Raw genomic sequence first — 6,875 nt, 5'->3', positions numbered from 1 at the left:
GGGCCGCGAGCGGCGGCCCCGACCCCGGCTGCCGGTCCGCAGGCGACGACCACCACCGCCCCGGCCGCGCCCGGGACCACCGTGCCGGCCGCATCGCGGCGCCCTTCCAGCCCGGTGTCCCGTTCGGCCACTCGCCCGGGCTCGTCGTCGCGGCGCCCGGCGGCGAAGAAGGCTGCCGTGTCCGCGGCGGCTCGACCGGCGAGTGACCCGCGTTTCCCGCACGGCCCGCTCGCCGTACTGGACGGTGACGGTTCCGCCTACGGGGTGGACGGCCTGGTGTTGGAGTGCCCGGTGACCACCGTTCCGGAGTTGGTGGAGTGGACGCTCACCGAGTCCGGTCTCGGCGCCGCGAAGCTGAATCGGTACGGCAAGGACTCCGATCCGCTGATCGTGCTCACCGGCGCGGCCGCCGTGAAGCTGGGGCTGCCCGAGCGCCTGGAGGGACACGAGCAGCGCCGCTCCCTGCGCCTGCCCGAGGACCACCCCGTCGTCAAGCAGGTGACGAAAGCGAAGTGGAAGCTCACGCGGCGCGGGTTCGGCCCCTGGGCGCGGATCTACCGCAAGGCACAGGGCCGCGAGCGGCAGTGCGTGCAGCTGGCGATCCTGTCCTGGGACGCCCTGGATGCCCGTTCCTGGCCCGGCGTCTCGGAGATGGAGCCGGCCGACATCGCCCGCGTCCTGGGCCTCTACGCCACCCGGGTCATCACCCCGCGCGGCTCCACGGCCGTCTCGGGCCTGGAGCTGATGACCGCGCTGCGCCCGCCGACCCGGCCGGTGCGCGATGACGCGACCGGGAACTGGATCTCCGGCCACAACCCGGGCAGTCTGGGGACGGAGCCGGTGGATCCGGCGCCGCCGGAAGCCACCTCCGAACACCCCGTGGTCGTCCGGTCCGGATGGACGGGCGGGTTTCTGGACGAGGAGGCGTACCAGTGGGTGCGGCCCGTCGAATCGTTGACCGATGAGGAGTGCGTGCTGCCCCACGCGGTGGGCCTGGACCTGAACACCGCGTTCCTCGCCGCCGCCGCGCGCCTGGTGGTCGGGTTGTCCGGCCCCGAGCACGCGACCCGGCCGACCTTCGACAAGAAGATCCCCGGCTCCTGGCTGGTCGATCTCTCCCACATCGAGCTGGACCCGCGCCTGCCCTCCCCGTTCACCCCCGACGGCAGCCGCCCGACCGGCCCGGCCTGGTACCAGACCCACACGGTCGCCTACGCCCAGGAGCTCGGGTTCAACGTCCACCCCCTCGAGGGGTTCCTGCGCCGGGAGACCGGGGCGTACCTGGATCCGTGGCACGACCGCCTGAAGACCGCCTACCTCGACACCCTTGCCGACCTCGGCGTCACCAAAGACCTCTCCGAGGAGGAGTTCCTGGTGGCGATGGAGCGCCACCAGGACGTCGATCCGGCCCTGGTGGCGGTGCTGGCCGCCATCAAAGCCACCGTCAAGGGCGGTGTGGGCAAGCTCAGGGAGCGCCCGCAGGGCCGGCACTACCGTGACGGTGAGCCGTGGCCTGCCCTCTCCCGGTCGACCTGGCGCCCCGACATCCGCGCGGCTGTGATCTCCAAGGCGCGGGTCAACATGCACCGCAAGATGCGCAAGACGGCTGAGTTCACCGGCCTGTACCCGCTCGCGGTGCTCTCCGACTGCGTGGTCTACCCCTCACCGGGCCCGTCCCCGCTCGATTTCCTGCCCTACTCGGCGTCGGGCAAGCCGCAGCCCGGCGCCTTCCGTCTGGGTCCCACACCCGGCCTGGCGAAGCTGGAGGGCGTGCAGTCGATGTTGTGGGCGGTCGATCTGATGGAGAAGGGCCTGAACCCGGCCCGCCACATCAAGGGCGGCGACGCCGTCCTGGACGAAGGAGAGTAAGTGGTGGGGGAGGTCGAGGACGCGATCGAGCGCGCGGATCGCGAGGGCTTCACACGCGAGCCCCCGAAGACGTTGAAGGGCCGGATCGGGTACCTGGTCAAGCAGCTCGGCAGCGCGAAGGCCGTCGCGCGGGAGATCGGGGTCACCGCGGACTCGGTGAACCGCTACCGACGCGGTGCCCGTACCGCCCGCCCCGATGTCGCGGCCAGGATCGAGGACGCGGTACGGGCCCGCTGGCAGCCCGGCGTGCGCAGGCGCAGGCACAAGCGGGCGGCCACCACCGGAGGGGTCACGATCGAGACCCGTGCCCGCTTCGGATACACCGCACCGGTCGGCACCACCGACGACGGGAGGTTTCGGCGACTCACCGTGCACCTTCCCCCCGAGTACGCCCGCCGACTGTTCGACGCCCGCGGGCAGGGAGCCAGCGACCAGCAGATGCGTGACATCATCGCCGAAGGCTTCAAAGAGGTGTATTTCCAGGACGGTGGCGCCCGCGCCACGGGGCTTACGGAGGTCTCCATTTCCGATATCGACTACCTGGATCTCGACTACTGAACTCGGAGCCCTCAATGGCAAGTATCGATATCGGCGTGAGCCGAAGCACGATAGCTGTCACCAAGGCAGGCCTGTTGTCACCGGGAGCGCCGGACAGGACGCGCTGGGCCGGCCGCCGGGGGCGCCGGACAGGACGCGCTGGGCCGGCCGCCGGGGGCGCGGGGAGCTTCGGCGACCGGTGGAGCGCCGGAGCCGGTGACACCGGTCCTGCTGTGCGGGCTGCTGGTGACAAGACGAGCGCCGTGGGGCGCCGGGCCGGCCGAGAGAGCAGCTGTTCCGCGACGACCTCTGCTGCTTCGCTGCCGCATCTGCCCTGCCGGTTCCCCGAACCAGGAGGAGAGACGTCATGAGTGCTCAGGATTCGGGTGCGGCCCGACACGAACTGCGCATCAATGTGCCGGATGACGTATACGAGCAGCTGCACCCCGGACCCCGGGGGCCGTTCTCCCCCTGCGAGAACAGGCCGGCCCACACGCGGATCATCGCGGCATCGGATGTGCCCGTCCGGTCACTGTATGCTGCCCGCCCGCGCAGCATGGCCTGCTCGGCCCACAGGCTGCTGCGGGCAACGCGGCGGTCGTCCGGATGCTCCGCGGCGCCGACCAGGCACCGCTCGATGTGCAACGCGCCGTGGAGCCACGGACTGCCCCCGCCGCCGGTGCCGCCCACGAGGGTCGCGGCGGCTCGATCGCCGTACAGACCGCGCCCGCCGACGAGAATAAGGAAGCCGCCACCCGTACCGAACAAGCCCGCCAGGCTCGCGGGCGTACCGACCGCGCCCGCCGAGGAGGCCGCGCCGGCGCAGTCCGACACCCCCGCGCACGGGTACACACTCGCCGCATCGGGGGAAAACCTGGTCTGCTACCGAGCCGATGGGCGCTCCCCTGACGACATCCGGCAGACGAAGGGGATGAGGTCCCGCACCAACACCTCCGTCGCGGCCGACCTCTCCGAGTTCCTCAAGGACCCGCGTGCCTACGCCCAAGCCCATGTCAGCAGCCCCAAGCCGACCTTGGTCTCCACGGCGCTGGACGACGACTGCGGCGGGTACGCCAGCAACGACCGGCACATCTACCGGATCCAGGTCAGCGGCTGGCACAAATTCGCCGCGCCGCCCACGAAGAGCAAGATCAAGACCAAGCCGACGGTCTACGCCAACAGCACGTCCCTGGAGACCGCGACCGCGGCCGTCATCGGTCCCATCGGCCCCACCGAGGAAATGGATTTCATCGGGGACATCCCCCTGGCGGCCATCACCGGCTGCCGCCGACCGGGGGAGAGCGGTTTCAGCGATTTCTGACGCCCGCGACGGGAAGCGGTGCTTGCCCGGGGGCGGGCCCGCCACCGCCCCCGTCATGCCCCGTCGCCCTCAACAGGCGGGCAGTCCCGGGACGGGCTGATCGTTGTCGGTCCGGGCCCGGCAGACGTTCGTTCGGCACTCGTGGAGCCGACGCACGAGATGGACGGTGATGTCGGCGTCAATCGCCGCGGCGAACGACTCCCGGTCGACTCCCGGTCCGCCTCCTTGATCAGGGGCTCGGGGCGTACGTCGATCAGCCGGACGCCGCGGCGGGTCACCGCGAGGTGGTCGAGGGTGCGGGGGTGGCGTTTCCCGCAGGTTGTGCAGGAGATCTTCAGCGGCTGCGAGACGACGTCGACCACGTCGCCGGCGAAGTCCGGGGCCGGCAGCACCCGGCTCTCCTCCAGACTCTCCCCGCCGTGGTGACGGCCGGTGCCGGTCAGGAACTGCGGGCCGGGACGGTACCGCTGGTCCCGGCGCCAGGTGGAGTGCCGCATCGGGTCGCTCGTGAGCACCGGCTCCTGTACGAGATCGTGCACCGAGCAAGACGCCTCGTCCCCACCGGCCCGCCACGAGACCGCCCACCGCCTCGCCCACCCGTCACCCGGATCCAGACCGGACCTGCCCGCATCGACGCCCGTCGACACGAACAGGTTCTCCCAGCTGTACTGATGCGATCAGGCGGACTCGGTGTCAGCGGCGTCGACCACCCTTCCCGACCCAGCGTGTGTAGCGGCCATGAGCTCATGGAAGCGCCGTGGAGAACCTCAGGCTCCCGATCTTCGTTTCTGGTGACAGAAAGACTGCTGAATGAGCGTCTGTGACAAGTCGGATGCCTCGTTGGTGACCACCGGGCTGCTTCAATCGTCCTTGTTCACCAGCTCGGCCGGTCCCGCTGGTGACAACTCCTGAGCTTTGGCTCACCGCCCATCGACCGCGACAAGAGCCCGCTGACCGCCGTGGACGAAGAGTCCGTGCGCCTGGTCGACGTCCTGGAGGACCACCCGGGCACCAGCGACGTCACCGACGCCGGCGCGCAGGCCGCCACCCGCGCCCCCACCGCTCCTGCGGCCGGCGCCTCCGCCTGCGCCGCGCTCCCGGCGGTGGTCAGGACGGCCGGCACCTCGGGTGCCGCCCGCCGCCCGGCACCCTCCGCCGCCTCCGGCGTGCCAGGGGGCGGCCCCGACCGGGACGGTGGGTGCGGTGGGTACGGGGGTCTCGATGGGCTCGGTCACGCGGGTCACTCCTCAGCTCACCACGTCCGGGACCACCACGGTAGACACTCGCCCCGGCCTTCCGGACCGCCCTCGACCACTACCGCAGCCGGGGCCCGCATCCCGGGACATCTGCCTGACGTTCCAGCAGGAGAAAGGGCTGACGCCGGACGGGATCTTTGGTCCGGCCGCCCGGGCCTCGCCCGTCACCTGACGTGCCCGGCCGCCCGCGCTTGGAGAACCGGGCACGGGCGGCCAGCGTCCTGGTCACAAAGCCGGTAGGCTGCCGGACGGTTGGCCGGGAGCCCTCCGGGAAGCATCGTCGGAGATTTCCGGGCGACGCCGGGCCACCGGATGAGGGGAACAGGGATGTTACTGCCGCGAAAGCGCCGGGAGGCGCTCCGGTGGGCGACCGATGCACACGGTGAGCGGGCGGTCCTGCTCCATCTCGACGGGCAGCACGAGCAGGCGCTGGAAGCATCGACGACCGCGACCCGCGCAGCGCAGAAGCTGCACCGGGCCGACCGGAAGGACAGGGACGTCCGGCAGGTGCTGGCCGCCCGCTTGCGGGACCGTGCCGACATCCGGCGCGAGCTGGGCAACCACCACGCCCTGGCGGAAGGGCCCTCCTCCTCACGTGCCCTTGCCCAGTACCGCGCGGGCCTCGGGGACGTCCAGCGGGCCGTGGAGCTGCTGTCGGGGACGGAAGAGGCCGCCCGGTACCCGCTGCTCGTACCGTCCCTGCGGCTCCTCGGAGCGGAGTTCCTGGCCCGTGCCGGCGCCCGTGCCGATGAGGCCGCCCGGGATGTGCAGTCCGCTCTGACGGAGTACCGCAGTCACTCGCAGCTGTCCGAGGAGCGCGGCGCCCTGGATCTGGCCTGGACGCTCGCCCGGGTCGCGGACGTGCTGCTCCTCTCCGGCGACGAGCAGGGGAGTCTGGCGGCCCGCCGGGAATCGGTCGAGCGCTTCCGGCCCTGGCTGGGCCCGGAGGGCGTGCTGTGGAGGGACCGGCACCAGGAGCGCACCACCTGGGTGACCACCCCGACCCTGGAGCGGGCGGGCGACTCCGCCCTCGCTCTCGCCGTCCAGCTGCAGCCCCCGGGGTGGGCCGGCATGCCCTGGCCGCTCGGCAGGGGCAGCCGCTCCCCGGTGCCGGAGCCGCCCGACGGGTCGGTCGTCCCGGAGGCTCTGCACGCGCTGCAGGACGCGGGCGAGAGCTTCGCGGATTCCCTGCCGAAGGATGGCTTCGGCCCGGCCGTCAACACGCCTGCCTACAACCGGCTGACCCGTGCGCTGAACAGCACGGAGATCACCTTCCGGCGCTGGCTGGAGATGGCGGGGGCGTCCGAACTCGCCATGCGGTACCACGAGGTGATCGGGACGATCCTGGACCGGGTGCACGCCACGCAGATGAGCGCCCTGCTCGGTCAGGTGTCACCGGTGACGGGAGATGAGTGGTCCACACCGCTCAGAGCCCTCCGCCCCTCCCTGGAGCAGGTGGCCCGCAGCCGATGATCCCTCACGCAGCCGCCGACGCATCAGCTTCTGGGACCGACTTCCTGCCGGCGGAAATACCGAAGCCCAGAAGTTCAAGCACGACACAAGCATGCTGCATGACACGGACCGTCACCTGCCATGCAATGCGCCCTCTCAGGGAAACGGCAGGCCCTGCCGGCAAACAGGTAGTAGTTGCTACCCCTCAGAGGGAGAACAAGCCAACCGCACCCTACAAGAGGGCACTAAGGGGCAATACCAGTGACTTAGGGCTCTTAACGCAATGAGGTTGGGCCGTGTCCTTCGGCCGGTGGGTTCGGTTGTTCGGGTGTGGGGAAGCGTGATCCTCAACCGTGGTTGGTGGACGATGAGTTGTGGGCGCGGGTCGAGCCGCTGGTGCCCGTGCGGCAGCGCCGGCACCGGCATCCGGGTCTGAAGGC

Annotated in this window: 7 protein-coding genes; 4 read left to right on the top strand and 3 right to left on the bottom strand. The window is 71.1% G+C overall.

Annotated elements, in window-relative coordinates:
* Positions 1-1,869, top strand: a 1,869-nt coding sequence (tap, locus tag FOE67_RS11835; protein WP_228473794.1) for a telomere-associated protein Tap, incomplete at its 5' end; no start/stop codon positions are given.
* Between the two features lie 3 nt (positions 1,870-1,872).
* A complete protein-coding gene (tpg, locus tag FOE67_RS11830) occupies positions 1,873-2,427 on the top strand; it encodes a telomere-protecting terminal protein Tpg (protein ID WP_182663363.1) in 555 nt (184 codons plus the stop codon).
* A 354-nt stretch (positions 2,428-2,781) separates the two neighbouring features.
* Here the strand turns inward: tpg and FOE67_RS11825 are convergent, their stop codons facing one another.
* Entirely contained in the window at positions 2,782-3,174 is a 393-nt protein-coding gene (locus FOE67_RS11825; RefSeq protein ID WP_182663360.1) for a hypothetical protein, read from the bottom strand.
* 163 nt (positions 3,175-3,337) lie between these two features.
* Between FOE67_RS11825 and FOE67_RS11820 the strand changes: the two genes are divergently transcribed.
* The gene (locus FOE67_RS11820) at positions 3,338-3,727 is read left to right on the top strand and encodes a hypothetical protein (RefSeq protein ID WP_182663358.1); all 390 of its coding nucleotides are present in this window, start codon (positions 3,338-3,340) and stop codon (positions 3,725-3,727) included.
* A 53-nt stretch (positions 3,728-3,780) separates the two neighbouring features.
* Here the strand turns inward: FOE67_RS11820 and FOE67_RS11815 are convergent, their stop codons facing one another.
* Together FOE67_RS11815 and FOE67_RS11810 are read right to left on the bottom strand one after the other, a co-directional pair.
* Complete coding sequence (locus FOE67_RS11815; RefSeq protein ID WP_228473793.1) at positions 3,781-4,266, bottom strand: hypothetical protein; 486 nt, start codon at positions 4,264-4,266, stop codon at positions 3,781-3,783.
* 381 nt (positions 4,267-4,647) lie between these two features.
* A complete protein-coding gene (locus FOE67_RS11810) occupies positions 4,648-4,962 on the bottom strand; it encodes a hypothetical protein (RefSeq protein ID WP_182663356.1) in 315 nt (104 codons plus the stop codon).
* A 348-nt stretch (positions 4,963-5,310) separates the two neighbouring features.
* Here FOE67_RS11810 and FOE67_RS11805 point away from each other — a divergent pair, with 348 nt between their 5' ends.
* Entirely contained in the window at positions 5,311-6,456 is a 1,146-nt protein-coding gene (locus tag FOE67_RS11805) for a hypothetical protein (protein WP_182663354.1), read from the top strand.
* Positions 6,457-6,875: the final 419 nt, after the last annotated feature.

The sequence above is a fragment of the Streptomyces calidiresistens genome (genome assembly GCF_014141525.1).
GTDB classification, from domain to species: Bacteria; Actinomycetota; Actinomycetes; order Streptomycetales; family Streptomycetaceae; genus Streptomyces; species Streptomyces calidiresistens.
Note: the sequence above shows the minus strand (reverse complement) of the source record. Positions and strands in the feature narration are given on the sequence as shown.

Excerpts from the sequence above, each read along its gene's own strand:
- FOE67_RS11805 (WP_182663354.1), top strand. The coding sequence starts at position 5,311 with ATGTTACTGCCGCGAAAGCGCCGGGAGGCGCTCCGGTGGGCGACCGAT.
- FOE67_RS11820 (WP_182663358.1), top strand. The coding sequence starts at position 3,338 with ATGAGGTCCCGCACCAACACCTCCGTCGCGGCCGACCTCTCCGAGTTC.